This is a genomic window from Paenibacillus sp. A3M_27_13, from assembly GCF_024213315.1.
GTDB classification, from domain to species: Bacteria; Bacillota; Bacilli; order Paenibacillales; family Paenibacillaceae; genus Paenibacillus; species Paenibacillus polymyxa_B.
In genome coordinates, this window is the sequence record NZ_JANAVE010000001.1 from 1,015,297 (window position 1) to 1,039,428 (window position 24,132).

24 protein-coding genes and 1 other annotated feature are annotated in these 24,132 nt (G+C 47.5%); of the genes, 3 read left to right on the forward strand and 21 right to left on the reverse strand.

The annotated features are described in order from the left end of the window. Positions 1–223 precede the first annotated feature (223 nt). The 5 genes from NLX82_RS04485 to NLX82_RS04505 form a co-directional block, all read right to left on the reverse strand. Entirely contained in the window at positions 224–1,213 is a 990-nt protein-coding gene (locus NLX82_RS04485; protein ID WP_081391258.1) for an iron-hydroxamate ABC transporter substrate-binding protein, read from the reverse strand. 169 nt (positions 1,214–1,382) lie between these two features. Then, on the reverse strand, positions 1,383–3,920 hold the full coding sequence (locus tag NLX82_RS04490) for a DNA internalization-related competence protein ComEC/Rec2 (protein ID WP_254347639.1): 2,538 nt from the start codon (positions 3,918–3,920) through the stop codon (positions 1,383–1,385). After that, the gene (locus NLX82_RS27695) at positions 3,850–4,002 is read right to left on the reverse strand and encodes a hypothetical protein (RefSeq protein WP_226887754.1); all 153 of its coding nucleotides are present in this window, start codon (positions 4,000–4,002) and stop codon (positions 3,850–3,852) included. Before NLX82_RS27695 ends, NLX82_RS04490 begins: the two co-directional genes overlap by 71 nt. Before the next feature lie 179 nt (positions 4,003–4,181). Then, a complete protein-coding gene (locus tag NLX82_RS04500; protein ID WP_023989523.1) occupies positions 4,182–4,700 on the reverse strand; it encodes a deoxycytidylate deaminase in 519 nt (172 codons plus the stop codon). 88 nt (positions 4,701–4,788) lie between these two features. Next, the gene (locus tag NLX82_RS04505) at positions 4,789–5,436 is read right to left on the reverse strand and encodes a ComEA family DNA-binding protein (RefSeq protein WP_023989524.1); all 648 of its coding nucleotides are present in this window, start codon (positions 5,434–5,436) and stop codon (positions 4,789–4,791) included. A gap of 295 nt (positions 5,437–5,731) precedes the next feature. Here NLX82_RS04505 and comER point away from each other — a divergent pair, with 295 nt between their 5' ends. Further along, complete coding sequence (gene comER, locus NLX82_RS04510) at positions 5,732–6,577, forward strand: late competence protein ComER (RefSeq protein WP_254347513.1); 846 nt, start codon at positions 5,732–5,734, stop codon at positions 6,575–6,577. On the opposite strand, the gene leuS is transcribed toward comER, so the two are convergent. Continuing rightward, entirely contained in the window at positions 6,558–8,996 is a 2,439-nt protein-coding gene (gene leuS, locus NLX82_RS04515) for a leucine--tRNA ligase (RefSeq protein ID WP_023989526.1), read from the reverse strand. The genes comER and leuS overlap by 20 nt on opposite strands. 61 nt (positions 8,997–9,057) lie before the next feature. Next, positions 9,058–9,315, reverse strand: a binding site (T-box leader). Between the two features lie 184 nt (positions 9,316–9,499). On the opposite strand from leuS, the gene NLX82_RS04520 reads away from it, so the two are divergent. Further along, positions 9,500–9,889, forward strand: a complete 390-nt coding sequence (locus tag NLX82_RS04520; RefSeq protein WP_028540439.1) for a tautomerase family protein — start codon at positions 9,500–9,502, stop codon at positions 9,887–9,889. A gap of 72 nt (positions 9,890–9,961) precedes the next feature. Here the strand turns inward: NLX82_RS04520 and NLX82_RS04525 are convergent, their stop codons facing one another. From NLX82_RS04525 to spoVAC, 15 genes are all read right to left on the reverse strand, one after another. Continuing rightward, positions 9,962–10,735: a class I SAM-dependent DNA methyltransferase gene (locus NLX82_RS04525; protein WP_023989528.1), complete on the reverse strand. Its 774-nt coding sequence runs from the start codon at positions 10,733–10,735 to the stop codon at positions 9,962–9,964. Between the two features lie 3 nt (positions 10,736–10,738). Beyond that, on the reverse strand, positions 10,739–11,647 hold the full coding sequence (locus NLX82_RS04530; RefSeq protein WP_053325801.1) for a CvfB family protein: 909 nt from the start codon (positions 11,645–11,647) through the stop codon (positions 10,739–10,741). Further along, positions 11,644–11,991 carry a ribosome silencing factor gene (gene rsfS, locus NLX82_RS04535; RefSeq protein WP_013311194.1) on the reverse strand — a complete coding sequence of 116 codons (348 nt, stop codon included), beginning with the start codon at positions 11,989–11,991 and terminating at the stop codon, positions 11,644–11,646. The genes NLX82_RS04530 and rsfS overlap by 4 nt, the downstream gene beginning before the upstream one ends. Then, positions 11,988–12,584 carry a bis(5'-nucleosyl)-tetraphosphatase (symmetrical) YqeK gene (yqeK, locus tag NLX82_RS04540; protein WP_069080371.1) on the reverse strand — a complete coding sequence of 199 codons (597 nt, stop codon included), beginning with the start codon at positions 12,582–12,584 and terminating at the stop codon, positions 11,988–11,990. Before yqeK ends, rsfS begins: the two co-directional genes overlap by 4 nt. Next, the gene (nadD, locus tag NLX82_RS04545) at positions 12,568–13,158 is read right to left on the reverse strand and encodes a nicotinate-nucleotide adenylyltransferase (protein WP_023989531.1); all 591 of its coding nucleotides are present in this window, start codon (positions 13,156–13,158) and stop codon (positions 12,568–12,570) included. Before nadD ends, yqeK begins: the two co-directional genes overlap by 17 nt. Positions 13,159–13,175: 17 nt before the next feature. After that, on the reverse strand, positions 13,176–13,472 hold the full coding sequence (yhbY, locus tag NLX82_RS04550) for a ribosome assembly RNA-binding protein YhbY (protein WP_013311197.1): 297 nt from the start codon (positions 13,470–13,472) through the stop codon (positions 13,176–13,178). A 68-nt stretch (positions 13,473–13,540) separates the two neighbouring features. Beyond that, entirely contained in the window at positions 13,541–14,410 is an 870-nt protein-coding gene (gene aroE, locus NLX82_RS04555; protein WP_075154475.1) for a shikimate dehydrogenase, read from the reverse strand. A 105-nt stretch (positions 14,411–14,515) separates the two neighbouring features. Continuing rightward, positions 14,516–15,643, reverse strand: coding sequence for a ribosome biogenesis GTPase YqeH (gene yqeH, locus NLX82_RS04560; RefSeq protein WP_028540435.1), 1,128 nt, complete (start codon positions 15,641–15,643; stop codon positions 14,516–14,518). Then, positions 15,636–16,166 (reverse strand): YqeG family HAD IIIA-type phosphatase, encoded by a 531-nt coding sequence (locus NLX82_RS04565; RefSeq protein WP_013311200.1) that lies wholly within the window; start codon positions 16,164–16,166, stop codon positions 15,636–15,638. The genes yqeH and NLX82_RS04565 overlap by 8 nt, the downstream gene beginning before the upstream one ends. Before the next feature lie 146 nt (positions 16,167–16,312). Continuing rightward, positions 16,313–18,559, reverse strand: a complete 2,247-nt coding sequence (locus tag NLX82_RS04570) for a transglutaminase TgpA family protein (RefSeq protein ID WP_053325803.1) — start codon at positions 18,557–18,559, stop codon at positions 16,313–16,315. Further along, positions 18,556–19,803, reverse strand: coding sequence for a DUF58 domain-containing protein (locus NLX82_RS04575; protein ID WP_023989535.1), 1,248 nt, complete (start codon positions 19,801–19,803; stop codon positions 18,556–18,558). Before NLX82_RS04575 ends, NLX82_RS04570 begins: the two co-directional genes overlap by 4 nt. A gap of 3 nt (positions 19,804–19,806) precedes the next feature. Beyond that, positions 19,807–20,766, reverse strand: a complete 960-nt coding sequence (locus tag NLX82_RS04580) for an AAA family ATPase (protein ID WP_028540432.1) — start codon at positions 20,764–20,766, stop codon at positions 19,807–19,809. 213 nt (positions 20,767–20,979) lie between these two features. Then, positions 20,980–21,336, reverse strand: coding sequence for a stage V sporulation protein AE (gene spoVAE / locus NLX82_RS04585; RefSeq protein WP_013311204.1), 357 nt, complete (start codon positions 21,334–21,336; stop codon positions 20,980–20,982). Then, positions 21,333–22,355, reverse strand: coding sequence for a stage V sporulation protein AD (gene spoVAD / locus NLX82_RS04590; RefSeq protein ID WP_254347514.1), 1,023 nt, complete (start codon positions 22,353–22,355; stop codon positions 21,333–21,335). Before spoVAD ends, spoVAE begins: the two co-directional genes overlap by 4 nt. Then, positions 22,352–22,858 (reverse strand): stage V sporulation protein AC, encoded by a 507-nt coding sequence (spoVAC, locus tag NLX82_RS04595; RefSeq protein WP_023989538.1) that lies wholly within the window; start codon positions 22,856–22,858, stop codon positions 22,352–22,354. The genes spoVAD and spoVAC overlap by 4 nt, the downstream gene beginning before the upstream one ends. A gap of 185 nt (positions 22,859–23,043) precedes the next feature. Between spoVAC and NLX82_RS04600 the strand changes: the two genes are divergently transcribed. Next, entirely contained in the window at positions 23,044–24,123 is a 1,080-nt protein-coding gene (locus tag NLX82_RS04600) for a M42 family metallopeptidase (RefSeq protein ID WP_254347515.1), read from the forward strand. Positions 24,124–24,132 lie beyond the last annotated feature (9 nt).

The following is a 24,132-nucleotide window of genomic DNA, read 5'->3' on the forward strand; positions in this document are numbered from 1 at the left end:
ATCCCCCTCTCCCTGCAATATTACAGACGTATCCATTTTGCAAATTGTTGCAGGATAGACGTCTGACACTAATTTTATTTTTTTAACAAAAAAAATTATACCAAAAAGCCCAGATTCCCCAGCGTATCCTCCCTTAGAATAACAGAAAAAGGGAAGGTAGTCACCTTCCCCTAGCTCCTACATACATCTAAATGCTAGCCTATCGAGCTGCAAGATCATATTGTTACTTCTTGGAAACCAAAAAATCAGATATGAGTTCTAATTGATAAGTCAGAGCAATCGGATCTTGAAAATAAAAATCGTCGATTGAGTATTGATATACTTTACCTGATTTAACGGCAGAAAGGTTATTCCACACACTTTTAGATAAAATATCTTTTCCTTGGTCTGTTCCGTCGCCTCTAATACCCAACATTAAATAATCGGCATCGCCCAGCATCTCCGGTAAAGCCTCTATTGAAATGCTGGCCCATCCCTTCTCGAACGCTGCCTTTTCTACCTTCTCAGGAGCATGAAGTCCCAGCTCATCATAAAGTACGGCTCCTCCACGTCCATAAGATTTTCCATATAGATATAATTCTTTTCCTGTAATCTCAAAAATAGCGATTTTTTTGCCCGAATCAATGACGTCAGACAAAGCCTGTTTCTTCTCAGCAATCTTGGTTGCAAAATCAGCCAGGCAATTCTTCGCTTCCTGCTCCTTGTTTAACACTTTGCCCAGCTCCATCAGACGGTCCTTATATTGATATTTACCATATGGAATAAACACTGTAGGCGCTATTTTTTTCAGATTTTCATATGCTTTCTCATCATAGGTAATGATCAAATCCGGTTTCAGGGTGATCACCTTTTCAAGGGACAATGCGGAACTGTCACCGATATTTGCAACACCATTCAAATATTTTTTATAGTATGGAGCATCAAATACAGTGTCTGGAGCTCCTACAGGTGTAATATCAAGTGCTAGCACATCACCTACATAATCATCGACTGCCACTACGACACGCTGGGGATGCTCAGGAAGAGTAATTGTACCTTTATCACTTTCATATGTACGTGTGGCAGCTTCATCTCCAGTTGATGTGGTCTTGAGAGCAGTCGATTGACCGCTTTCTGTTACAGTCCCACCCCCACTTGTAGCGCATGCGTTCAATACCAGCATTAACGAAATGATGAACAAACAAGCTGATGCTCTGAATTTAAAATAACTCACAATATTCCTCCCATTAATAATGATTCTCATTTTCATTACTCATATGATTCTATCAAAGCTTACAGCTACTGTCCATGCAGATTGGATTCAAAGCAAACAGCTCACTCCTGAGAGTGAGCACCCATTTTAATGTGTTGTTGTACTGATAAAAAAGGATCGAAAAAACTATTTAGCGTTGGTACCGCACACTCAGTTTTCCTTGCTGCGCTCGAATCTGTATCTCTCCCATCGTATCTGTTCGATATATAGCAGAATTAACTGCCGATAAACGTTCCAATACCGCTTCATTCGGATGTCCGTAAGTATTGGTCGCACCGACCGAAATAACAGATACTTTCGGGCGCCAGTAGGATAACCACTCTTCCGAGGTGGAGTACTTGCTGCCGTGATGTGCTATTTTCATGACATCTATAGCTTTCCTTACAGCCCCCGTTGCTCCCTCATCTTTCACACTTGATGAAAAACGAGTTAATTCAGAGAGCAACGACGACTCTGCTGCATCATCCATATCTCCTGTGAACAAAAAAGAGGCTCCCTCCATCTCCAATATCATGGCAACAGAGTAATGATTCTGTTCCTTCATAACAGGCAACTGCTCAGATTCGTTCTCCGGTAGTGTAAACGGATAGAGAAAGCGGATTTTCGTAGCCTGGTCTGGTTCCCATTCCATACTATGATGTGCACCATACAGCTTGATCTGCTTGTCTAAAGCCGTGTTCAACAGCTTACGGAATGGGGTTTTATCTGTCAGGGTACCGTTAAAAAACAAAGTAGATACGGGAATCTGGTCAAGCACAGCCTGTAGTCCTCCGGCATGATCATGATCTCCATGCGTTAAAATGACAGCGTCCAGGCGATGCACACCTCGTTGCTTTAGCAAGGGTACAATCGTATCTTCACCCACCTCGTAGGGATCTGCACGCTTGCGCCAAGCATTTTTCCCTGTCGCAAAATCCATTGTACCCCCACCATCAACCAAGATATGTTTCCCGCCCGGTGTTGTAATTAAAATGCTGTCACCTTGGCCCACATCCAGATATTGAACAATTCCCGTATTTTCCTCACCAGGAGATTGGTAACCTGTATACAATATTCCAAGCCAAGCAATAACACTTAGAGCCAGTGCCAAATGACGATAACCATTCCACTGTCGACTTGCAAATTTCCCTGCTCCCTCAGGTTCAGGAGCCGTATGCAATATAGCCGCCCATTCTGGAGAAGCTGCTAATCCTGTATATATAGGTGATGAAATGGCAGTAGAATTCAAGACGGTAATGTCGTTCGTTTGCCTGCGGGATGTCAGCCACCTTTTGAGCCAGTACAAAACACTGTACAGAGCTGCGTAATACGCCATGACCCACAGGATGGAAGAAGACGGCCAAATACTCACATAAGCATCATCTACATTCAGCCATTTCACTAGTAAAAAGGTCAAATCGTTCAATTGCTCTGCCGGCCACGCAAGAATACGAGCCCCATCCCCCCACAAAAAGGAAAGCCCCATCGCCACCGTACCTAATGGAAGCACGATATATGTAATAAGGGGTACAAGCACAAAATTGGCCGCAAATGATAACAACGAAAATTGATTAAAGTAGAATACTGTCATTGGAAACGAAACAAGCTGTGCCGTAATTGTAATCGCAACTTCACCGCCGATTAGGAAAGGCCATTTGGCGAAAAACGGCTTCATAAGCGGCATATAAATGAGCAACCCACCCGTCACCAAAAAGGAAAGCTGAAAGCTGACGCTAAGTAGATAATATGGATTCCAAATCAGCATGAGCAACGCGGATATACTTAGAATATTAAGTCCGTCTTTGAGCATACCTCGTCGGGCTGCAAACAAGCCGATCATCGCCATAATTCCCGCCCTCACAACAGAGGGAGAGGCACCTGTCAGCAGGACATAAGCCGGAATGAGTATCATCACGACCGTAAGAGATGTCTCGCGGCTAACTCTTAGTAGCTTGAGTAAATATAATAGTGTAGCTGCATATACCGCCACATGCATGCCCGATATTGCTAAAATATGCGTTAAACCAAGCTGCGTAAACTCGTTATACGTTGCTGGGTCCAACTCATCTGTTACCCCAAGTACCAGTCCTTTCATATATCCTGCGTGATGAAGTGATGTAAATGCCGATTCCATTCTCTGCCCTAGCTGCTCCCTAAGCTGATCATTCCATCTGAACAAAGTGTAGCGGTTCCACAGTGAAGCCTCCTGCTTCTGTAACGAGGCTGCCCCATCGGCTTTGAAAAGCCAGTGGATTTCCTGTGTGTGCAGGTATTCACTGTAATCAAAGCCACCAAAGTTCCCCGCTTTTGCAGGAGCCTTTAAGGTGCCACGCAGTAGGATTGCATCTCCACGTTGCCACGCTGCCGCAAGTTGCTGTTCCTGCTTGGCAGCCAACTTGATATGAACAATGACCTGTTCCGAAATTAGTGCACGATTCTCGTCCTTTTTCGAATGACTTCCGTAGTGATTGATTGAGGTGACTCTCATCTCAAACTGTGTTCGATCACCATCTACCTGTACTTCAGAAGCGATAAGCCCTGCTGCTTGAACAGACATGTCTTCCACCATAGAAGACGATACATGGAGAGCATCGGGAATACTGCTAACATTATGCGTATCATGCCAATACCAATGAAATCCACCCCCGCTGATTGCAAGCCAAAGTAATACCATATGCCGGATGGGGATTTTCATCCATAAAGCTATAAGCGGAAAGATCAGGGTAACCCCCGCCCAGAGCAACAAAAGCATCCGTCCAGAATACAGACATGCTCCCGCACTTCCTGTAATCCAACAAACAGTAAGGGTCAATATAGGTCTAGTTAACACAAGCTTAGCTTGAATACAATCACCTTCCGGTAGCAAACATTGCTTTTTGTCCAAAATAAGCAAAACAAAAAGAACCTCTGACAAAATAGCATTCGTCAGAGGTTCTTCCTCGTTTACTTTTTAATTCATTACATCCATCAGCGTTTCTTTCGGTGGATGATAGGTCTTCAGCATACGAAAGGCGATTCCCTTTTCCTCCATCATAGCACGAACCTTGTCGGCATCTTTGGGATAAGGTCTGTGGTATACAATCTCCACAATACCGCTGTTCGCCAACATATTGGCACACGTCCAGCATGGCTGGTCGGTGACATATACTGAAGAGCCTTCACGATCAATTCGGTCAGTAAACAGTAGCAGGTTCTGCTCCGCATGAATAGTGCGAATACAACGCTGCTTCTTAACCATTTCCTCGCGCCCATCACGTTGAACGACCTCATACTCCTCTGAGATCATACAGCCTGCCTCAGAACAGTCAGGCACCCCGGATGGTGCTCCATTATAGGCCGTCCCCAAGAGCTTTTTACCTTGTACAAGTACGGCTCCAACATGACGCCGCGCACAGCGCGAACGGGTGGATACCATATAAGCGATATCCATGAAATAGGTGTCCCAGTCCTTGCGTACATCTGCACTCATTTCCATCTCTCCCGTATAAACAAGTTAAAACGTAAACCATATCCGCTACCGCCGTTCTCAGGGCCTGTACATTGTAATCTTATATAAGTTACAAGCTGACATACGGCTTCATTTTCGCCAACATTTTAGCTCCGATTCCCTTTACATGATCCAAATCGTTCACACGTTTGAACGCCCCATGCTGATTACGGTAGTTCAAAATAGCCTCGGCTTTTTTAGCCCCAACCCCTGGTAGCTCCATTAACTCGGCAGCAGTCGCCGTGTTGATGTTTACCTTTTTTTCGCCGGAAACGGGTGTAGTAACCGAATCACTTACCGTATTGGTCCTACTCGTCGTTGCACCACTCGAACTAACAATACCTGTGTCTGAGCTCGGATTCGCAACACCTGACTGCTTTACGGTACTTGAATTTCCCGCAATAGAGTTTTCGCTCACAGCAGCAGATACACCAGTAGAAATCTGCACAGTATCACGTTTCACATTGTCAGCGGCTTCGGCATTCCTACTGCGCTCAGCTTTGTCTGAGGGTTCTTTTACAGCAGGCTTTTTCTGGGCATAGTCACTGCTGCGCTGCGACTCATTTGGCTCTGAATCCATCGCCACAGCCTGCTCCACCTTATGGTTAAGTAAAGTCCACTCTTCTTGCGGCTCAGAGCGCTGTCCTCCGGCAAATAAAATAAGTCCACTCCCGATTACAGCAAGCGTTATCGCTGTTCCTGTCCATACGCGTTTCATTTCCGTATCGTCCCCTACTCCACATGGATTTCGGGAAATTGAGCCGACTGAAAACACCGTCTCAATCAAACAGAGCAAGTCTGTCCAATTCCCGTTAAACCGGAGGGTGCAAACAACCTCCATACGGTCTCGCTGTGAGCATTTTTACAAAAAAGTGGTACGACCCCGGGCACGATCTAACATGCTCAGACATAAAATTCGTCATGTCGGCCAAGACCAGGCGCATACACTAAGAAGAATGACAGCTGACAGCACAGCGTCTATACCGCAAAGTATGAAAGGAGGACGTTGAACAATGAAAGTTGGATTTATCGGGACTGGCAGCATGGGAAGTCTGCTAATTGAGTCTTTTATTAATTCTAACGCACTCAAGCCGCAGCAAATATCAGCAAGCAATCGAACGCATTCCAAGGTAACCGAGCTAGCCCGTCGTTATCGAGGTTTGCATGCAGCCCAAAGCAACCGTGAAACGGCAGCGGAAAGCGATGTTTTGTTTATCTGTGTGAAGCCGCTGGAATCAAAAGCCGTAACGGATGAAATACGCAACGTCATTACAGAAGAGCAAATCGTCGTATCTATCACAAGCCCGGTGCAGATTCGTATTTTGGAGCATGCACTGAAAGCCAAAGTGTCCAAAATTATTCCCAGTATCACCCACCAAGTGGGCAGCGGAGCCTCACTATGCATCCATGGAAGCCGGATTACAGAGGAGGACCGCACCCTTCTGGAAGAGCTTATGTCCCACATCAGCAGGCCGATTCGGGTTAAAGAATCTTATACTCGAATCACGTCGGATTTTTCGAGTTGCGGTCCTGCTTTCTTGGCCTTTTTTATGGACCAGTGGATTCAAGCCGCAGTTCAAGCTACAGGTATAGACCGTACGGAGCTATGCGCCCTGGCCGGTGAAATGATCATCGGCACTGGAAAGCTGCTCACGGAAGGCGGGATGACACCAGCCGAGTTACAGGCCAGAGTAGCGGTTCCCGGAGGTATTACTGCCGAAGCTCTCGCACTGTTGGACATCAGCCTGCATAGTGTCTTTCCCGAGCTGATACAGGCCACGCACAACAAGTATGAAGAAGACATGCAAAAGGTGGATGTCTCCTTCGGCTTAAAGCCAATTAACCGGCAACAATATTAACCAGCTTACCTGGTACAGCAATTACCTTGCGGATCGTTTTGCCGGCCAGTGCCTGCTGAACATTGTCCAACGACACAGCGAATGCTTCCATCGCTTTAGCATCAAGATCCTTGGCAATCGTTGCACGCTGCACAATTTTACCATTCACTTGCACAACAATTTCCACTTCGGCGTCCACCGTCCATGCTTCATCATAAGCAGGCCAGGCCGCGTAGGTAATGCTATCATTGTGCCCCAGCAGCTGCCACAATTCCTCGGCCAGATGGGGTGCAAGCGGCGACAGCATTTGCACGAAGTTTTCCATTGCTGCACGCGGCAGAAGGTCTGCTTTGTATGCATCGTTGGTGAAGATCATCAGCTGGCTGATCGCTGTATTGAAGCGCAGTGCATCCAGATCTTCGGTTACTTTTTTCAGCGTTTTGTGCCAAGTACGATTGAACTCATCGCTACCGCCGTCATTTGTAATTTTATCGTTCAGGCTACCATCCTCGGAAACAAACAGGCGCCATACGCGGGACAGAAAACGATGTGCTCCCTCTACCCCATTCTCATTCCATGGCTTGGTCGCTTCCAGCGGCCCCATAAACATCTCATAAATACGCAGCGTATCGGCGCCAAACGTATTGACAATATCATCAGGATTAATGACATTACCGCGTGATTTACTCATTTTTTCATTGTTATTGCCCAAAATCATACCCTGGTTGACCAGCTTATAAAAAGGCTCTTTCGTTTCCACTACGCCGATATCATACAGTACCTTATGCCAGAAACGGGCATACAGCAAGTGAAGAACCGCATGTTCCGCTCCGCCAATATACAAATCAACAGGCATCCATTCACGTTGTTTCTCTTTGGATACAAGCTCTTTGTCATTTTTCGGATCAATAAAGCGCAGGTAATACCAGCAACTGCCTGCCCATTGCGGCATTGTATTTGTCTCGCGGCGTGCTTTCATACCTGTCTCAGGATCAATGGTTTCGATCCAATCTGTTGCGTTCGCCAGCGGGGATTCACCTGTACCTGAAGGCTTGATATTGTCCATCTCCGGCAGTACGAGCGGAAGTTGGTCCTCAGGAACCGTTTTGATCGTTCCATCCTCCAGATGAATTACCGGAATCGGCTCGCCCCAATAGCGTTGACGGCTGAACAGCCAGTCACGCAGGCGATAGGTGACTTTGCCGTGTCCTTTGCCCTCGGCTTCCAGCCATTCAATCATCTTCGGAATCGCTTCCTCGTTGGTAAGTCCATTCAGCGGGCCGGAATTGACGTGCGGTCCATCCTCAGTATATGGCTCATTAGCCACATCTCCACCTTGGACAACCTCAATGATATTCAATCCGAATTGCTTGGCAAATTCCCAGTCACGCGCATCGTGAGCAGGTACAGCCATAATCGCTCCAGTTCCGTAGCCTGCAAGTACATAGTCAGCAATCCAGATCGGCAGCTTTTCGCCGTTCACCGGGTTCACTGCATAAGCTCCTGTGAATACGCCTGTTTTATCCTTGGCCAGATCCGTACGCTCCAGATCGCTTTTACGAGCAGCTTGTTCACGGTACTGTTGCACAGCATCCTTTTGCTCAGGCGTAGTGATAATATCCACCAATTCCTGCTCTGGTGCCAGCACACAGTAGCTTGCGCCGAACAGTGTATCTGGACGGGTTGTAAATACTGTGAGTTGCTCGTCATAGCCTTCAATTGGAAAACGAACCTCTGCCCCGGTAGACTTACCGATCCAGTTCCGCTGCATATCCTTAATACTCTCAGACCAATCCAGTTCCTCCAGATCCTCCAGCAGACGATCCGCGTATTCCGTAATTTTCAGCATCCATTGACGCATTGGTTTACGGACGACCGGATGACCGCCACGCTCACTCTTACCGTCAATAACTTCTTCATTCGCTAGCACCGTTCCCAGCGCCGGGCACCAGTTCACAGGTACTTCAGCTACATATGCAAGGCCGCGCTTGTACAGCTGGATGAAGATCCACTGTGTCCATTTGTAATAATCAGGATCCGTCGTGCTGATTTCACGATCCCAGTCGTAGGAGAAGCCGAGCGATTTGATTTGACGGCGGAAGTTATTTACATTTTTCACCGTAATTTCGCGTGGGTGCTCCCCTGTATCCAGCGCATGCTGCTCGGCAGGCAGACCGAAGGCGTCCCAACCCATCGGATGCAGTACGTTGTAGCCGCGCATTCTTTTATATCGTGAAACAATATCCGTAGCTGTGTAGCCCTCTGGGTGGCCTACATGTAGGCCGGCTCCAGATGGGTACGGAAACATATCCAAAGCATAAAACTTCGGTTTGCCCGGCTCTTCCCCGGTACGGAACGTCTTGTTCTCATCCCAATATTTCTGCCATTTTGGTTCAATACTTTGCGGTTGATAGCCGTGCTTCGGCTGTGTGTCTGTCATTGTCTTTTCCTCCTCAAACGGTATGCAACAAAAAAACCTCTGCATCCCGTAGCGTGTCAGCGCTAGGGACGAGAGGTTATATTCCCGTGGTACCACCCTAGTTAGCAGAAAGCGTTCTTCGCGTTCTACTCCCTTTGCACCTGATAACGGAGGTGATCCGATGCGGGTTAATAACAGGATACAAGCACCTGTATAGGGCGTTCCTGCGTTGGACGCATATCTCCGAGGCGAGTTCACTTTGCACTGTCAACCGGCTTGCACCACCCGCCAGCTCTCTACATGTCCAGACAAAGCTACTATTCCTCATCAGCGATTGTTTAACCGTTAATAATGGCACTATTATATTGAAAACCGCGAAAAAAGTCAAATAAGGACTACCTTTGGTGTTAAAGACCCTCTTCATACTAATTGTTCATGACACATGCATACGAATGTTTTATAATGATTTCGAATTAAATCGCTTCAAGTTGAGATGAGTTGAGATAAGAAAGGTGAGCTGAGAAATGGCACAGATTAAAATTTACGGAATAAAAGAAACTCTAAATCCAATCAAAAAGCAACTTTCAGAGGTGATTCATTCTGCTGTGGTGGATGCGTTCAAATATCCTCCTGACAAGAGGTTTCAACGTTTTTTTCCTATGGATCAGGAAGACTTTATATATGCCGATGGTCGCTCTGAGGCGTACACCATTATTGAAATCAGTATCTTTGAAGGCAGAACGACAGAAGCTAAGAAGCAACTCATTAACCTGTTATTCCAAAGAATTAACGATCTTTTGGGTATTTCTCCACAGGATCTTGAGATTACTATATTTGAAACACCCAAACAGAACTGGGGCATTCGGGGTGTACCGGGTGATGAGCTTCAGCTGAGCTATAAAGTGAATATATGAGTGCAAAAAGACGCCCTTCATGTCATCATGAAAAGCGTCTTTCTTTTCCCATACTCGCTAAATGAAGCCTTGCTATTTTACAGCAACATAAAACAGTCTCGCCGCGTCATCTTCTGCTTCTACCCATTCAAAATCCGCATATACCTTCACATCACGAAAACCCGCTTTGGACAATTCTGCCTTCATCCAGTCTGGGTCATAGGCACGTTGAACATGTATTTCCTCGAAACGCTGGTATAGATCGCGTCCTTCTTGTTCTGCTTTCGCAAAGATACTAAGATGATGCTCAATTTCACAACGGGGAGTGTCCAACGCACATGTCCAGATATACGAGATAGAGCGTTCATCCAGTACGAAAGGCTGCTCTTCATCATAACGTAAAAACGTCTGAGGATGATGTACATCGAACAAGAAGGTTCCGCCAGGCTTTAGACCAGCATGCGTTCTGCGAAAAGTAGAAATTATATCTTCTTCCTCCAACAAGTAATTCAGACAATCGCAAAAAGAAATTACAGAATCCACAGGCTCGGGTAAAATCCATTCTCTCATATCCTGCTGTATCCAGCGAACGCTTCCCTCACGAAACAATCGCTGTCCCTGTGGAGTGGTTTCCATTTTGCGACGGGCTACTGCCAGCATGTCAGAGGATAAGTCGATTCCAGCCACCTCGAAGCCCGAGTTAACCAGGGGGATCGTAATTGAACCCGTTCCGCAGCCCAGCTCGGCCACCGTATGAGGCATACCGTACTGATCCCAAGCCTGCCGTGCAAAGCGCAACCAGTCCGGGTACGGCATGTCCTGCATCAGCTCATCATACACATAGGCAAACTTCCGGTAAGAAGCCATTTTTTATTCCCCATTCCCGTCCTTCGGTTCAGGTATATTCTCCACCAGGTAGGTCCAGTTTTCCTTTTGTGTAACCAGTCCTTCCTTCATCAGCTTGCCCATCGCACGCTTGAAGGCGGATTTACTGATACCAAACCGTTGCTTGATAATATCCGGCGGTGTTGCGTCGGAATAAGGCATGCCGCCGCCCGGACGCTCTTTCAGAAAAGCAATCAACCGCTCCGCATCCTCATCACGGCCTACTTCCTTGCGTGGTGACATCGCCAGATTGACCCGACCGTCTTCCCGAACAAGCGTGACCCGTACCTTGACCTCTTCGCCCAAGCGAAGCATCCGGTTACGCTCCGAGGAATGAATCATTCCAATCGCGCCAAAACCAAGCACACCTCCGTCCACCAGGACGAATGTGCCCATCTGAAGCGGCTTGTACACAGTCGCCTGCACCCACGTATTCAGCCACGAATCAGGGGCGTGGAAGCACAACGGAGCCAGCTCCTGTTCCCCTGCCAGCTTAGCTCGCAATCTGCCTTGCTTGTCATGCTCCATAATGGCATACACGTAGTCGCCCACCCGAGGATGCAAATCTCGGTTTTCTGGCAACTCACGAATCGGCAGCAAAAGCTGACGACCCAATCCCATCTCCAGGAAACAACCCAAACGCGGATGCACATCAGCCACTTCAAGCTTTGCCATTTCGCCCAACGACAAGAACGGCTTTTTCATAGTTGCGGCCAAGCGGTCCTCTGTATCGTGAAAAATAAATACCTCCAACCGTTCACCAACTTCGATTTCACGTGTCAGCTCCGTATAATGCAGCAGCACATCCTGCTCACCAACAGTGAGAAAGTAACCGAAAGGAGATACCTCACGATCCACCATAATGGTGACATAAGTACCGGCGATCAAACTCATACCTTTTCCACAACCTTAGCATCCGACCAGAGTCGTTCAATGTTATAGTATTCGCGCTCGTCGCGATGGAAGACATGCACTACGACATCCCCCAAATCCATTAGAACCCAACGGGCGGAATCCATTCCTTCGATTCCTTTGATGGTTACACCTTCATCATGAGCGCGTTTGCGAATTTCTGTTGCAATCGCCTGTACCTGTGTATCCGAATTACCGTGGCAGATGACAAAATAATCAGCTACTAGTGATATTCCCCGCAAATCCAGTGCGACAATATTCATTGCCTTTTTATCATTTGCAGCATCAACCGCTGTTTGCATTAATTGCTCATTAGTTAGGGTCATTCATGAACCTCCGTTTTTCTCTGTTTTAGTTGTTGAATCAAGTCATTGCGCGACAAGACTGTCAGTGGAAAAATAACCTTTTTCTTTTCCAGCAGCAATGTAATCGTGGAGTCAAATCCAGCGATAAGGCCCTGCTCCAAGCTTTTCTTTGCCTGTTTACGGATATGCTCAACCCCCGGAAAATCCCGTCCCGGTTCGATGTAATCAGCGAGACACACGACTTTATCCAGCAGGCTCATATCTACGCGTCCTGACGTATGCCAGCGGATCGCATTCCTTATTTCCGGATCATCCACTCCGTAATCTCTTGCTGCAACGCAGTATCCTACCTCTGAATGCCAGAGCTGCTTGTCATGTTCCAAAAGCTCCTGATCACATTCGGGATGACTGCGAATCACCTCTTCCATCTGCTGGACAGGCCAATATTTCGCTACATCATGCAAAATAGCCGCCAGTTCGGCCTTATCCGGATCTGCTCCATATCGCTGCGCAAGCTCAACTGAGGTATGCATAACACCTAGTGTGTGCTTCCAGCGCTTTTCAGGCATTTGACCAGATACGGCTTCCATTAATTGCTCACGGCTGTACTTCATACAAACCGCCCCTTGTAATATAGTCATGCACACGATCAGGCACAAGATAACGGATGGTACGCCCTTCCGCAGCACGCTCTCGAATATCCGTCGACGAAATGTCCACCACTGGCATATCCGCCAGCAGTACCTTGTCCTGCAAATAATGCGGCAACTCATCCAACGCAAGCTGGAACCCTGGGCGCCGAACACCAATAAAATAAATTCGCTGCGCCAGTTCCTCAATTCCCTGCCAATGAGGCAAGTAGTTCACCATATCCGCACCAATAATAAAATAAAAATCCACAGCAGAGTGCAACTCCTGAAGCTCCTTGATCGTGTCAATGGTATAGGATACTCCCCCGCGAAGCACTTCAATATCCAGCACTTCAAAAGCAGGATGACCCGCTACCGCTTCACTCGTCATCTCCAGACGCTCCTTACCGCTCGCCCCCGCCTGATGCTTGTGCGGAGGAATATGAGAAGGCATAAACCATACTTGATCCAGATCATAGGCATCTCTTGCCGCTTCTCCAGCCAGCAGATGTCCAATATGAATTGGGTCAAATGTACCACCCATAATACCGATTTTCATAATTTTCTCCCCGCGTGTTATCCTCTAGGCAACTCGATTTCCTTATGATCACGGGATTCTTTGTACAAAATAATAGTGCTCCCGATGATCTGAACAAGCTCAGAACCTGTCTCCGCGGCCAGTTCTTCCGCAATTTCATGTTTGTCGTCCAAACAGTTGTTCAAAATTTGCACTTTCATCAGCTCACGCTTTTCAATCGCATCGTTGATGTGACGCATAAGATGCTCATTCGTACCGTTTTTGCCTACTTGAAAAACCGGGTCCAAATGATGCGCCATTGAACGCAAATATCTTTTTTGTTTACCTGTTAACATGTATATTTAACCCCTTCGTCGCCACATATGCAATGCAGCATTTCCATAATTTTAATGTACAATCTTACTTACGACAGGCTACTCAGCACAGCCGCTCTCATTTGCTCTACAGCAGGGACAACCCCTGTAAAATACTCAAAAGCCACAGCCCCCTGGTACACGAACATGCCCAAGCCCCCATGTACAGTGCAGCCGCGCTGTTCACGGCTTTCCCGTAAAAGTCTCGTTTCCAGCGGATTGTAGATCAAATCACTCACAATGATTCCCTCCGGAATCAAGCTCGTTTCCAGTGGAAGTTCATCCGATAAAGGGGACATTCCCACCGAGGTTGTGTTAATCAACACATTCACTGTGGCGAGCACGCTCTTGGCATCCTCGTTAGAATAACCCCTCACTGGGATCGCCTCCGTCGTCCACTCTAATGCCAGTTGCTCAGCTTTGTCACGTGTTCGGTTCAAAATAATAACCGATTCCGGTTGCTCCTCCAATAGAGCATGAATTACGCCACGAGCAGCCCCTCCGGCTCCAAGAACAGCAATTCTTGCGCCCTTCAAATCGACAGAAGTCTCTTCTTTGAGGGAACGTACGTAGCCAATTCCGTCCGTGTTATAGCCCTTGAGCCGTCCATTGTCGTTCACTATCGTATTGACAGCGCCAATGAGTCTGGCCCCTTCATCAATCTCATCCAGATATTTCATAACCTCGACTTTATGGGGAATCGTCACATTGACTCCGCGGAAATGCATAGCGCGAATCCCCTTCATGGCATCTTCCAGCTGATCCGGTTTGACATGAAGAGGTACAAAATCTCCTTCAATCCCCGCTGCCTGTAAAGCTATTTTATGCATAAGAGGCGATTTGGAGTGCTTGATCGGATCACCCAATACGCCCAATAGTACAAGACCTTGTTCGGTCGCTTCAGACTCCCCGCTGTTCATCGTTGCTCTCCCCCATATTGCAAAATATTAGGCCGCACAAATACATGAATGGCGGCAGGAACCAGTACCTGTTCCTTGCCGCCCTATAACATGGTTACAGCAACGTTATATCAACGCAGGCCGCAAAAGCACACGGACTCCCCGAGGAGCATGAACCGCAACCAGAGCTCCGTTCTCGCTATTCACTCTGATCCATCCCAAACCGGAAATGTAGATGTCCGATGGAGATTTGCGTGGAACGCGGAACTCATGTCTTGTCCATTCCGGCATTTCTGCCAATTGATCGCGTGTTGGCGGAGATAACAATTCCCCGGCATGATCAGCGAACAACTGATCAGCCCGCTCCAGCTTCGTGCGATGTATTTTAAGACCACCGTTAATATAGCAGGTAAATGATTGGTGCTGACCCTCCACAAAATCAAATCGGGCCATACCGCCGAAAAACAATGTTTGTCCGGCATCAAGCTGATACGCAGCAGGCTTCAGCGGCTTGTCCGGCATAATAGCACTCAAGTCCTGACGGGAGACAATCTCACTGAATCGCCAAGGGTATACAATACCCGGAGTATCAATAATGTGCTTGCCGTCGTCGAGCGGAATATTCACCATATCGAGTGTAGTCCCCGGGTAACGGGACGTTGTGAGTTCCTGCTCCATATCGCTATAATCACGAATCAAGCGGTTAATAAGCGTCGATTTACCCACATTTGTCGCTCCGACTACATATACATCACGGTTACCACGGAGCTCAGATACCACATCCAACAGACGGTCAAAGCCCTGATTTTTTTTAGCAGAGCACAGTACGATTTCTTCTGTGCGTAGTCCTTGCTCCTTCGCTTGCTTTTGTACCCAGTTACGCACCTTGTTCCAATTCGTTACCTTAGGCAGCAAATCGGTCTTGTTCACAGCCAGTATAACCGGATTGGAGCCTACAAAGCGTTGCAGACCGGAAATCAAGCTACCTTCAAAATCAAAAATATCTACAATGTGGATGACGAGCGCATCCTTGTCCCCAATCTGGCTGAGCAGCTTCAAGAACTCATCTTGATTCACCGTCACTGAAGACGTCTCATTATAGTTTTTGATCCGGAAGCAACGCTGACATATGACAGGTTCGCGAGTAAGCAATTTTTCAGGAATATATCCCGGAAGCTCCGGGCTAGTGGTCTGCACGGTGATACCGCAACCACTACATTTGACGGCAGTGCCGCCGTCAGGTCTTTCAGTCATTCTTCTTTTCCTCCTCAAGCCATAAGCCTTTCTTACGTAACCTTGTGAGCGCGATTCGCTCCAACCTCCGATTAAATCGGGTCATGACTCCTTCATCATGAATGGATATCGGTAGCACCAACACCGTATGCAATCCCAATCGGTTACCTCCCAATACGTCCGTCAACATTTGGTCTCCGACCATAATAGTCTCTTCCGGAGTCAGCCCCATCATACGGATGGCTCTACGAAAAGACGAGTTGGAAGGCTTCCGTGCGGCATGTATAAATTCAATGTCCAAAGGCGTAGCAAACACGGATACACGGTCCATATTGTTGTTAGACACGATGACAAGCTTAAAACCCGCCTGTTTGACCTTCTCAAACCAGGCCACCAGCTCGGGAGTCGCATTCGGCGCTTTTGCGCCGACCAGCGTGTTATCCAGATCCGTAATAATGCCGCGATATCCTTGAGCATACAAGCCTTCAAGATCAATATCAAAGACGGTATTCACCCGTAATTTGGGCATCAGCATTTCAAACAACGTCGGTCACCTCAGTTTCATACGACAAACTATACCATATTACTATGGCTTAGTAAAAAGCTATCCGCAACAAACGGACAGCTTTTTCACTAAATATATAGCTAAAGATTAAAATAGACGGCAAATTGAACCAAATCAAAAATAGACTAGTCTTGATCCTTCTGATCCGTCGCAGCTTTTCGTCCAGCCCATCGTTTTATCCATCCTTCTTTGTGTAACAGAGAGGCTTGCTGGCGAACCATATGCCAATCTTCTGCGGTTACGGATGAGGGACTATAACGCGCTTGTTCAAATCGTCCAAGCAACTGATGTAAAATAGAAGCTTGTTCCGGTACTTCTAGCGACCATCTATCAACTGATTCCCTCAGCGTCTCGTGACTGGCGCGGACAAATCCCTTTCTTCGCATGTACCTTAACCAGTGCTCAGTTTCGACGACCACCTTTTCATCCGGGGTCAGCGGCTTACCTCTGCGTAAACGCAGCAGATAAAAGTGAATGTCTGCCCGATTACGCCAGACGATATAAGCAGCCCACAGCAGCAGAATTGCAGCAGCAGAACCTATAATTACAGGATGAATCTTTGAACCTTCCTCCGGATCAGTCTGCGGGTTCTGCTCAGGCTGTTCTGGTTCAGGCTGATCTTTAACCTCTGGGGCTTCTGGAGTCTTTGAATCCTCCTGTTCCGTAAGCAGCGGCATATCAAAGCCAGGCGTAGCTTCTACAGGAACCCAACCGTATTCACCTAAATATACTTCCGCCCAGGAATGAGCATCCGCATTTGTCACGGAGTAAGAGGACATATTTTCGTCACCTTCGCCCGTTGTTGCATCATCTGAAAACGTCTGCTGACCAGGTGCATACCCTTTAACCCAACGGGCTGGAACCCCAACAGAGCGAGCCATCATGACTAATGAGGTGGAATAATAATCGCAATAGCCCTCCCGAATCTCAAACAGAAAGGCATCCACAAAATCTCTGCTTCTTTTCCGTGAGAGGTCCGGATTGTTCGTATATGCATAATTTTGCTGCAAATACTGCTGTAGTAATCCGACTTTTTCATATGGCGTTTTCGCCGTTGACGTTACGTTCTGAGCCAAATCACGAACCCGCCGTGGTAACTCATCTGGAATTTGTAGATAGGCTTCCTGTTTGTTTTTTCTGTACAACTCATTAAAAGTTTTTGTGCGTAGCTCTTTCTCAGGGATCACAGGGACATGTGATACCAGAGTATACGTTTTAGGATAAGCAGTTCTTCGGGAGGATGGATTCCAAAGCAGTTCCGCCTGTTCCGGGTTCCAACGTAACCCCTCTGCCCGTGAATCTCTGTCCACCGATTGAACACGCTGCACCGAATAGGCGCCAAACAGAACAGGATAGCTCTGGTCATTTTGCATCGTAATGGTCTGAACGACCTGCTCAGTCGAATGCCGCGTTTCTTGTGTGTTTTCAAGCTCTGCGGTCATCGGCACATCATTTAGCGTTTGATCATCGTTTCCCCCGTCACTCCAGCCTGTACCGGAGTAGGTTCGTTTCGTTTCCCCCCGCCAATAGCTTCGTTGAGTGGTCGTGATGGTCATGACAGGAGAATAATCAAAATTAAAACCTCCACCCAACCGATTATCCTGGCGACTATACCCTGATGCGGTGTTCATCCGCTGATTCAGTGCCCCAGATCCATTGCTAATCCCGGCGGTGGTTGAGCTATTTCTCTGGGTCCACGCTGTATAGGGATCCGTCAAAGCTGGCTGTACCTCGGGCATATTGACACCAGCCATAATAATGAGCGCAAAAATGACCGCAATATTGGCTGCTATTTTATATGGATAGCGTCGAATATGCTTCCACCCTTGAGGATAATGCTGCCGAAAATACTGCAGATGCTGTGTCACTAGCCAACCCATACCAGCAAAGACGATCCAGGCAACCTCCTCCCACAACACAGTTGGCGTAAAGGAATCAAGCACTGCCAGCGCGGCGATATTAATACCCACAAAAACAAGAATCCGCTGTTTCGTTGTAACGATGAGCGGCACCATTTCAATAACTAGCCAAGCGATGAGGGAAAACCAAATATAAGGAGACATATTGGATATAAATTGGTCCAGGCGATTGGCTACCCCTCCGAAGGGGATAATGATGGAGTAAGACACCAATGTCCGATACAAAATAAAAAACAGCGCCGCCGCCTTAACAATAAATTCAATCCAAGGACGAAATGGTAGTACAATCTTCACCAGAGCCAGCATTGTAATGGTCATCAGTACAAGTGCTCTCGTCTCTTCCAGCCATAATTCGGAAGCAAAAGAAACCCATTGCATGGCAATAATAATAATCCATAAAAATGTAAAAGCGGGGGCCCAGGAACCCTTTAACGATTGTAACCAGCTCTTCATAGTGTCCCTCCCCCCATTACAGCCGGGAGCTCTTCAAGGCTCTCAACATCGTAGCCCTTGATTCCCCTTGCACGAAGCATGCTCATCCATTCTTCAGCTTCTCCCTCAGCAGAACCTTCTCCGATATAGACATGGCACGGAGTCATCCCTCGGGTATCGGCCCAACGAAGAAGCTCCATCGCCTGATAATCATTCAGCGGACTAATCAGTATAAAATAACAGCCTTGCGGAAACTGGCGCACACTGCTTTCTACAGCGGATTTCAAGCTACCTTGTGAAGTTGTGTGTATGTCTACCAAGTGATGCATCATTCGTTGTCGTTCCATTGTCTGCTCACTTGGCTGAAAGACAGTGCCTTTTTCTCCAGCTGTGCACAATCCAACCCCCATTCGCTCCCGTCCACCATATTCCAGCAATGAAGCGGTAGAGGATACAGCTAGCTCAAACTGTTCGGCGTTTACATAATGCTTCATGTGTACGTCCAGCACAAGCATCGTTTTTGGAACGGTCTCATGCTCGAATTCCTTGGATTTCCAGCTACCTGTACGAGCCGTCGCATTCCAATGGATGCGCGAAAACCGATCTCCATATACATAGTCCCGTACACCGTTAATTTGTGTCGTCTCACGCCGCGTTCGAGTTTGAACGGTCTGCGGTCCAGACATCCTTGAGCGACGGTCATTCATCTGCCAATACGGAATGAATACCGTTCGGGGCAGCACCCGAAATTCACCGCGTGCGTTCAAGCTGCCTTTGTGCTCCAACAGACCGAAGATGTCCTCACTCACACATTCAGTTTCCTCAAAGTGGTAGCTTCCTCGCTCTAAAGCGGGAGTCTGAAATGTAAGCTGACCGCCCCCTTTTAGACTAGGAATGACACTGTCCTCAAACGACCAGGATTCACCTGTATGCCGCTTGAGGACCTCACGGACAATGACATAGGGTAACGGAAGAAAACCAGGAATGCTGAGGCTCAGCTTTACATGCACCTGATCTCCCGCATGCAGCAGTTCTCCAAACTCCGAGCCTTGCGAAAGCTGCCGGGAGCCTTGCACACGGCGAACTCCACTCAGACCAACGATCCATAAATAAACGATTAACAGCGTAACCATAGACAACAGCATGACCGACGTCTTGCCGCCCTGAAACAACAAATATAGCAGGCACACCACCCATATGACCACCAGAAGCCAGATGCGGCCTGACAGCCGGGGAAGCCTGCGCTTCCTTTTGACCATATTCATTCCCTAAGGACGCTCCATTCGTACGGGTACATGAACCTGCCGAAGGACAGCTTGGAGCACGGACTGGGCATTGGAACTGTCCAGACGCGCCTCGGGACGCAGCAACAAACGATGCGTTAGCACATAAGGTGCCAGCGCCTTCACATCATCAGGCAGCACATAGTCACGGTTGTCCAGAAAAGCGTATGCCTTCGCAGCCATTACAAAAGCAAGCGCCGCCCGGGGGCTAGCTCCCAGCAGCACGGATGGATGTTCTCTTGTCGCACGCACGATATCAAGTAAATAGGACGTCACTGCTTCGTCCATATAAATTCCTCTAATTTCCTGCTGGATGTCAGCAACCTGCTCCATATGAGCTACAGCCTCCAGACGGTCTGCTGGCTGGCCTGCCTGATGATGAAGCAGCATGTTTCGCTCCGTCTCCATGTCAGGATAACCCAAGCTGATTTTGAGCATAAAACGATCTAACTGTGCTTCCGGCAGCATATAAGTGCCTTCAAAATCAATCGGATTTTGTGTCGCACACAGCATAAAAGGATGAGGCAACATATGAGTGTCCCCATCCACTGTCACACTGCGTTCCTCCATAACCTCCAGCAGAGCCGACTGGGTTTTCGTCGTCGCTCGGTTAATTTCGTCCGCCAGCAAAATATTAGTCATCACAGGACCCGGACGGAAATAAAAACGCTCGTCCCGTGGATGAAATATGGATACCCCTGTAATATCACTCGGGAGAATATCAGGATTACATTGAACACGGCGGTAATCACCGCGCATGGATTTGGCAAGCGCCTTGATCATTTGCGTTTTCCCCGTACCCGGAACGTCCTCGATCAGAATGTGTCCACCCGCCAGCATAGCCGTAAGCAGTAATTTTATTTCAAAGGATTTACCTAATATACATGATTCCAGATTAGAACGGATTGCAGATACAATCTGCACAGATTCTTGACGTACGGGCATAGCTCTGTAAACCTCCTAGATAGCAACATGTTTCCTATTATTGTACATGAAGGCGGGCACAGAGTACACTTAACCCCCTGCCCGTATTATTCAAACTCCATCCTTCTTTCGATCTTTCATGTGCAGAACAATTAAAAACCCTTCGGTCATTAGATCCGAAGGGCACATGTATATAATCATTTATTTTTATGTCATTTCTAAAGTACGCTGCTTTTATATGCTTCCTTTTGGACGAACAAACAAGCATGCCAGAAAAGAGAAAATAATCGCAGAGGAAATTCCTGCACTTGTCAGACTAAAGATCCCTGTAATGACACCCAACCATCCGTCCTTCTCCAATTCGGTTAATGCGCCGTGTACAAGTGAGTTACCAAAACTGGTAATTGGAATGGTCGCACCCGCCCCTGCAAATTTAATAAGCGGATCGTATATCCCAACAGCATCAGCAATTGCACCTGCAACTACCAACGTACTCATCGTATGTGCCGGCGTCATTTTGAACACATCCATCATCAACTGGCCCACGACACAAATGGCACCACCCACTAAAAAAGCCCATAGAAATATCATACCGTTCCTCCCGCTTCAAAAGCTACAGCATGTGCAACACAAGGAATGCTTTCACCCTGCTGTGTAGTCAAAGGAGATAATAACGCTCCGGTCGCCACGACCAGTACCTTTTGCAGCTCTCCTTTTTCGATCCGCTTCAACAAATGCCCGTAGGTTACAACAGCCGAGCAGCCACAACCACTGCCTCCTGCAATGACTTTCTTTTGCTTATTAATATCGTAAATCAGTAAACCACAATCATTAAATTCCGTCTGATTCATATCGAATCCATCTTTTTTGAGCAGCTCCTTGGCAATCGGTAGCCCCACTGAGGCTAAATCGCCCATTACAATGAGATCATAGTAACCAGGGTCACGGCCAGTATCTCGAAAATGAGACAACAACGTATCCGCAGCCGCGGGAGCCATGGCTCCCCCCATATTAAAGGGATCTTTAATACCCATGTCCATTACACGTCCAATGGTAGCACAATCCACCACCGTCCCTGACTTGGCATGTCCTACAATTGCGGCGCCTGAGCCGGTAACAGTATACTGAGCCGTAGGGGGCTTCTGTGATCCGTATTCATTAGGATAGCGGAATTGTTTTTCTACAGTACAGTTATGGCTGGTCGTACCCGCCATCACGTAGTCACCGGCCTCTGAGTCCACAATAAGTGCGGCTAAGGCTAAGCTTTCCATTGATGTTGAGCAGGCTCCAAAAACACCCAAATAGGGAATGGCCAGCTTGCTAGCCGAGAAGGAGCTACTGATAATCTGATTCATCAGATCACCACTAATAAAAAACTGCACTTCTTCTTTGTTCAAATTGGCATTAATTAGCGCCAGCTCTGTAGAATGCTCAATCAATCTACGTTCCGCTTTTTCCCACGTTTTCTCGTTGATTTCTATATTGTCATAAATATAATCAAAATCTGTGGATAACGGTCCCTCTCCTTCATCCGGGCCCACAACGGTGGCACTTCCAATGATGCGCGGTCTTGATTCAAACTTCCAGGTTTGTCCTCCCTGTCTTCTCATAAGTGATTGCCTCCCACACCAAGGATGGCATATATAACGCCTACGATAAATGCGGCCACCACCCCGAATACGATAACTGAGCCTGCCAGCTTGAACATATTCGCGCCCACTCCGAGCACCAGTCCCTCAGAACGATATTCCAATGCAGCCGAACACATGGAGTTAGCAAAGCCTGTAATTGGCACAGCGGTTCCCGCGCCCGCCCATTGGGCAACCTTATCGTAAACCCCGATACAGGTTAATATGACCGCCAGCAAGATCATCATGGATGAGGTTGGCGGGGCGGCCTCCTTGGCTGATATGTGCATTCCTGCCATAAAAGCCTCTTGAATCGCCTGTCCAATCACACAGATCCCGCCTCCAACCAGAAAAGCGCGCACACAATTGGCAAATACTTTTCTCGAGGGTTCATGCTTTTGTGAAATATTCTGATAGTCCTTCTCATTTATGGACAGCGGCGACGTATTGGTACGAAAACCGCGCTGCCCTGATTTAGCTGGCATCATTCACCACCCCTTGTCTGTAAGTTTTCGCGCTTGGCGGTTCGAATTGCTTGGGTCTTTTTCATTATGAGCTTTTTGGAGAAATGTTATGTCAGGAAAATGATATCGTGGACATTCGATACAAATCCATTCATACTGAATACATGACGACCACTGGTTAATTAATAAGGAGTGAGGTATACATCATGGAATCAAAAACATTGGAATTGTTTAAAACCTTAACGGAGTTTCCTTCCATTCCTGGACATGAGCGTGAGTTGCGGGCATGGGTTAAGGAACGGATATCCGGTTATACCGATGAAATCGTGCAAGATCGATTGGGGAGTCTTTTTGGGGTGCTACGCGGTCAAGAGAGTGGACCACGAGTAATGGTGGCAGGCCATCTGGATGAAGTCGGTTTTATCGTGAATGGTATTACGGAAAATGGAATGATTCGTTTTCATCCGGTTGGAGGCTGGTGGAGCCAAGCCATTATGTCACAACGTCTTCAAGTATTAACTCCAAAAGGCCCAGTTATCGGTGTAGTTGGCTCTGTCTCGCCTCATTTGCTGGATGAATCGCAACGCAGCAAACCTATGGACATCAAGCATATGTATCTGGATATCGGCGTAGACAGCAGACAAGAAGCGCAAGATCTGGGGATCGTACCAGGAACGGCCATTGCGCCGATCTGTGATTTCACTCCACTGGCAAATCCTAAAAAAATCATGGCTAAAGCGTGGGATAACCGCTACGGTGTAGGCTTGGCTATTGAACTACTTGAAGCGTTACATAAAGAAAAAGAAAAGCTTCCCAATACATTGTATGCGGGGGCCACTGTTCAAGAGGAAGTGGGACTGCGTGGTGCACGCACAGCGGCCAATCTGATTCAGCCGGATATATTCTTTGCACTGGATTGCAGTGCGGCTAACGATATGGGCGGCGACCCGAATGCTTACGGGCACCTCGGTAAAGGCGCACTGCTGCGGGTATTTGATCCGGGTATGATTACACATCGCGGAATTGTGGAATACGTGCAAGACATGGCGGAAACTCACAAAATCAAGTATCAATATTTCATCTCCACAGGGGGAACCGATGCAGGCCAAGTACACTTGAGCGGAATTGGCGTGCCATCCACCGTCATAGGCATCTGTGGACGATACATCCATACTTCCTCGTCCATTATTCACACTGATGATTATGATGCAGCCAAAGAGCTGATCATCAAGCTGGTTCAAAATCTGGATCGTACAACGCTGAATACCATTATTGAACGAGCCTAAGGTGTAACA

Excerpts from the sequence above, each read along its gene's own strand:
- NLX82_RS27695 (WP_226887754.1), bottom strand. The coding sequence starts at position 4,002 with ATGTCTGTATTCTGGACGGATGCTTTTGTTGCTCTGGGCGGGGGTTAC.
- NLX82_RS04500 (WP_023989523.1), bottom strand. The coding sequence starts at position 4,700 with ATGAGTGCAGATGTACGCAAGGACTGGGACACCTATTTCATGGATATC.
- NLX82_RS04505 (WP_023989524.1), bottom strand. The coding sequence starts at position 5,436 with ATGAAACGCGTATGGACAGGAACAGCGATAACGCTTGCTGTAATCGGG.
- comER (WP_254347513.1), top strand. The coding sequence starts at position 5,732 with ATGAAAGTTGGATTTATCGGGACTGGCAGCATGGGAAGTCTGCTAATT.
- leuS (WP_023989526.1), bottom strand. The coding sequence starts at position 8,996 with ATGACAGACACACAGCCGAAGCACGGCTATCAACCGCAAAGTATTGAA.
- NLX82_RS04520 (WP_028540439.1), top strand. The coding sequence starts at position 9,500 with ATGGCACAGATTAAAATTTACGGAATAAAAGAAACTCTAAATCCAATC.
- NLX82_RS04525 (WP_023989528.1), bottom strand. The coding sequence starts at position 10,735 with ATGGCTTCTTACCGGAAGTTTGCCTATGTGTATGATGAGCTGATGCAG.
- NLX82_RS04530 (WP_053325801.1), bottom strand. The coding sequence starts at position 11,647 with ATGAGTTTGATCGCCGGTACTTATGTCACCATTATGGTGGATCGTGAG.
- rsfS (WP_013311194.1), bottom strand. The coding sequence starts at position 11,991 with ATGACCCTAACTAATGAGCAATTAATGCAAACAGCGGTTGATGCTGCA.
- yqeK (WP_069080371.1), bottom strand. The coding sequence starts at position 12,584 with ATGAAGTACAGCCGTGAGCAATTAATGGAAGCCGTATCTGGTCAAATG.
- nadD (WP_023989531.1), bottom strand. The coding sequence starts at position 13,158 with ATGAAAATCGGTATTATGGGTGGTACATTTGACCCAATTCATATTGGA.
- yhbY (WP_013311197.1), bottom strand. The coding sequence starts at position 13,472 with ATGTTAACAGGTAAACAAAAAAGATATTTGCGTTCAATGGCGCATCAT.
- aroE (WP_075154475.1), bottom strand. The coding sequence starts at position 14,410 with ATGAACAGCGGGGAGTCTGAAGCGACCGAACAAGGTCTTGTACTATTG.
- yqeH (WP_028540435.1), bottom strand. The coding sequence starts at position 15,643 with ATGACTGAAAGACCTGACGGCGGCACTGCCGTCAAATGTAGTGGTTGC.
- NLX82_RS04570 (WP_053325803.1), bottom strand. The coding sequence starts at position 18,559 with ATGAAGAGCTGGTTACAATCGTTAAAGGGTTCCTGGGCCCCCGCTTTT.
- NLX82_RS04575 (WP_023989535.1), bottom strand. The coding sequence starts at position 19,803 with ATGAATATGGTCAAAAGGAAGCGCAGGCTTCCCCGGCTGTCAGGCCGC.
- NLX82_RS04580 (WP_028540432.1), bottom strand. The coding sequence starts at position 20,766 with ATGCCCGTACGTCAAGAATCTGTGCAGATTGTATCTGCAATCCGTTCT.
- spoVAE (WP_013311204.1), bottom strand. The coding sequence starts at position 21,336 with ATGATATTTCTATGGGCTTTTTTAGTGGGTGGTGCCATTTGTGTCGTG.
- spoVAD (WP_254347514.1), bottom strand. The coding sequence starts at position 22,355 with ATGAGAAGACAGGGAGGACAAACCTGGAAGTTTGAATCAAGACCGCGC.
- spoVAC (WP_023989538.1), bottom strand. The coding sequence starts at position 22,858 with ATGCCAGCTAAATCAGGGCAGCGCGGTTTTCGTACCAATACGTCGCCG.
- NLX82_RS04600 (WP_254347515.1), top strand. The coding sequence starts at position 23,044 with ATGGAATCAAAAACATTGGAATTGTTTAAAACCTTAACGGAGTTTCCT.